Below are 3,817 nucleotides of genomic sequence, written 5' to 3'. Positions count from 1 at the left end.
GCTTGTCCCTTGAGCCTGTACATAGAGCAGTCGGCTGTCAGCTATTTCAAGGGTGATCATTTTGTTTGCCCGGAACGGCGCCAGCAGCGATTCATCTGCCCCTGAATTAGTAATCAACGTCCACGGCCCTTTGAGGAACGGTGAACAATGTCATGCCGGTCGCAGACGCTTGGGGTATTGCGGCCGATGTGCCTGCGCCCACTAACGTACTTGGCCGTTATGGATCACCCGAAGAGGACATCGCACCGGTGGTGCTGTTTCTCGCCAGCAAGGATGGGCAATTTTTGACGGGGTATAGCCTGACGCYTGACGGTGGCCAAATCATCGACAGCGCACGCTGATTTTACCGTCCAGTCTGCAACCGATTGCCCCACAAGGAACACAAGACTCGCCTTGGCATGTCTTGTGTTTTTTCAAGCGATGCTCTCCGATGCAACAGGTTCTCGCGAGGCAGCGCGTGCCGCCAGGAAGGCAAGAACTGCCGCCACGCCCAGCAGCGTGGCGCTCAACTCGAAAGTCGCTCGATAGCCGTTCGAGTCAAATACCAGCCCGCCAACGGTTGCGCCGGATGCAATGGCCAGTTGGATGATCGCCACCATTAAGCCGCCTCCGGCTTCAGCATCCTCTGGCAATGTTCTGGCCAGCCATGTCCACCATCCCACCGGCGCCGCGGTCGCAACCAGCCCCCAGAGGCCCAACAAGACGGTGGTGGTAGTCGCAGAGCTGCCGAACGAAACGAGTGCCAGTGCGATCGCCGCCATCAATATCGGGATGACGATGAGGGTGCGATGCAGGCCATTTTTCAAGAATGCTTCAATCAGGAAGGTTCCCGCGAGGCCTGCCAGGCCGAGGACGAGCAACATCAGTGACAGCATGGAAATACTGACGTGCGTGACCGTTTCAAGGAACGGGCGCAGGTAGGTAAATAGCATGAACTGGCCCATGAAAAAGACACTGACCGCCGCCATGCCTAACGCGACCGGTGTGCTTTTCATCAGCCTGAAAACATTTCCAGTGCCTGAACCGCTTTGCGACTTCATCGCAGGAAGGCTCGCCCAAAGCCAGAGACTGGCGATTACCGCGACCGGGATGACGCACAAAAATGCGCCGCGCCATCCGATGAAGGCTCCGAGAAAACTGCCCAGAGGTGCTGCRATCACTGTCGCCAGAGCGTTGCCGCCATTGACGACTGCCATGGCGCGAGCGATCTGGTCGTCAGGCACCAGGCGTATGGCAGTTGCCGCCGACAATGACCAGAAACCACCAATTGCTACGCCGATCAGCGCGCGGCCGGCCATGAACACCCAGTAGTTCGGCGCGAACGCGACCACGGTTCCCGAAACGATCATCAGCAGGGTCAGGGACAACAGCAGTGGCTTGCGGTCGACCCGCGCCGCCACCGAAGCGGTCAGGAGGCTGGCGAATAGCGCAAACAGCCCAGAGACTGAAATGCCCTGGCCCGCTTGCCCTTCGGTGATATGCAGATCGGCGGCAATCGGTGTCAGCAGGCTGACGGGCATGAACTCCGATGCCACCAGGACGAAGGCGGCGAGCGACATGGCGAATACGGCACCCCATGATTGTTCAGGTTTTCGCGGGGCTGAGAGCGTGTGTTGGATCATTGATTGAATCCCGTAATGCGCGAAGCGTCGCGGCCCCGGGAACGAGGCCGCGCGTGAGAACGGATGCCCGGCCAGGGCACTGCTCAGTGCTACTTCAGGTTGCTTTTGAAGAACGTGGTCAACTTGGCGAATGGTATGAGGTCGACCCGGTCGTAAAGATCCACATGGCCGGCATCTGGAATGATGAGCAGTTCTTTAGGTTCTGCCGCGCGTTTGTAGGCATCCTCGCTGAACTCGAGTGAGTGTGCCCAGGCGCCAGCAATGAACAGCAGTGGGCGAGGGGAGATCGTCTCGATGTCGTTGAACGGATAGAAGTTCATGAATTTCACGTTGCTGGTCAGCGTCGGCATGGTGGTTGTCTGTGCCGATGCGCCGGCAGGGGTGACCTCACCACGCGGTGTGCGATAGAAATCGTAGAACTCGTCACCCACGGCGTTGCCGGTCAGCTTCAGTGGTGAGCCGCTGGTATAGCGGACTTCGCCACCCCAGAATTCGGCGTTGCGCTGCTGCGCCGCTTCGCGAATGATTTGGCGGCGTTGTTCGATCGTTACACTGTGCTTGAGGCCATTACGATTGGCGGCGCCCATGTCGTACATGCTGACGGTGGCGATGGCCTTTAGACGCGGATCGATCTTGGCCGCACTGATGGCGAAGCTGCCACTGCCGCAAATACCGATGACGCCGATACGTTCACGATCGACCAATGGGCGAGAGCCGAGAAAGTCCACGGCGGCACTGAAGCCTTCGGCGTAGATATCAGGCGAAACGGCCTGGCGAGGCGTGCCCTCACTTTCACCCCAGAAGGACAAGTCCAGCGACAGTGTGATAAATCCCTGTTCGGCCATTTTTGTGGCGTAGAGGTTTGCACTCTGCTCCTTCACTGCCCCCATTGGATGACCGACAATGATCGCGGCATTCTTCGATTGAGGATTGAGGTTCTTCAGGATGAACAGATTGCCCACCACCTTCATGCCGTATTGATTCTTGAAGGTGACCTTTTCTACCGTCACTTTTTCGCTTTTGTAGAAGTTGTCCGCGCCGTTCGACAAATCGGCTCCCGTTGAAGAAAAAGAGGTAACAAGCAGCCCTAGGGCAAGCAAAATGCCTTTCACTGGATAGTCCTTTTGATGAGTGGTTATTCGCTGGCGCCTTTCGCTTAGCCAGCCAATGTGGCGTTGTCGATCACGAAGCGATACTTGACGTCGCCCTTGAGCATCCGCTCATAGGATTCGTTGATCTGATCGACCCGGACCAACTCGATGTCGGCGACGATGCCGTGCTCGGCGCAGAAATCCAGCATCTCCTGCGTCTCGGGGATACCGCCGATCATCGAGCCGGCAATCGTTCGTCGTTTCATGATCAGGTTGAACACATTGGGCGATGGATGCGGCGAGGCGGGCGCACCGACCAGGGTCAGCGCACCATCGCGCTTGAGTAGAACCAGAAAGGCATCGAGATCGTGGGGGGCTGCGACGGTGTTGAGGATGAAGTCGAAGCTCTTGGCATGCGCGGCCATCTCCTCAGCGTTGCGCGATACCACCACTTCGTCAGCGCCCAACTCCTTCGCCGCTTCGCGCTTGGATTCGGATGTAGTGAACGCCACGACGTGGGCGCCCATCGCGTGGGCCAGCTTGATGCCCATGTGGCCCAGGCCACCAATGCCGACCACGCCGATTTTCTTGCCCGGCCCGGCGTTCCAGTGACGGAGTGGGGAATAGGTGGTGATGCCCGCACACAGCAGTGGTGCGACGGCGGCCAGTTGTTCTTCGGGATGGCGGATACGCAGAACATAACGTTCATGCACCACGATGTTTTGTGAGTAGCCGCCGAGCGTCCAGCCAGGTGCGTCCGGGGTCGGGAAGTTGTAGGTGCCGACCATGCCGTCGCAATAGTTTTCCAGCCCCGTGGCACAGTCTTCACAGTGTTTGCAGCAACCGACACCGACCAGATCGCCGACTTTGAAATCCACAACATGCGCGCCGACCGCCGATACACGACCCACAATTTCGTGCCCCGGTACGCAGGGAAATTGCGTGCCCGCCCACTCGGCGCGCACCTGGTGCAAGTCCGAATGGCAGATGCCGCAAAAGGCAATATCGATCTGAACGTCATGGGTGGCGGGTGTGCGGCGAATGATTTGCAACGGTTCAAGGGGCTTGTCGCCCGCATGAGCACCATAGGCTTGTACAAGCATG

Annotated in this window: 4 protein-coding genes; 1 reads left to right on the top strand and 3 read right to left on the bottom strand. The window is 58.4% G+C overall.

Going from position 1 to position 3,817, the window contains the following annotated elements; genetic code table 11:
* Positions 1-152: 152 nt before the first annotated feature.
* On the top strand, positions 153-341 hold the full coding sequence (locus AC1DLB_RS24235) for a short-chain dehydrogenase/reductase (protein WP_477785771.1): 189 nt from the start codon (positions 153-155) through the stop codon (positions 339-341).
* A 72-nt stretch (positions 342-413) separates the two neighbouring features.
* On the opposite strand, the gene AC1DLB_RS24230 is transcribed toward AC1DLB_RS24235, so the two are convergent.
* The 3 genes from AC1DLB_RS24230 to AC1DLB_RS24220 form a co-directional block, all read right to left on the bottom strand.
* Positions 414-1,622, bottom strand: coding sequence for an MFS transporter (locus tag AC1DLB_RS24230; RefSeq protein ID WP_477743967.1), 1,209 nt, complete (start codon positions 1,620-1,622; stop codon positions 414-416).
* A gap of 89 nt (positions 1,623-1,711) precedes the next feature.
* On the bottom strand, positions 1,712-2,734 hold the full coding sequence (locus AC1DLB_RS24225) for an alpha/beta hydrolase (protein ID WP_477743968.1): 1,023 nt from the start codon (positions 2,732-2,734) through the stop codon (positions 1,712-1,714).
* A 44-nt stretch (positions 2,735-2,778) separates the two neighbouring features.
* Positions 2,779-3,816, bottom strand: a complete 1,038-nt coding sequence (locus tag AC1DLB_RS24220; protein WP_477743969.1) for an NAD(P)-dependent alcohol dehydrogenase — start codon at positions 3,814-3,816, stop codon at positions 2,779-2,781.
* Between the last annotated feature and the right edge of the window lies 1 nt (position 3,817).

The sequence above is a fragment of the Pseudomonas sp. 05N434 genome, assembly GCF_056396965.1.
This window is presented reverse-complemented; position numbering and strand designations above follow the sequence as displayed.

Coding starts and splice junctions, on each gene's coding strand:
- AC1DLB_RS24220 (WP_477743969.1), bottom strand. CDS start 3,816: ATGCTTGTACAAGCCTATGGTGCTCATGCGGGCGACAAGCCCCTTGAA.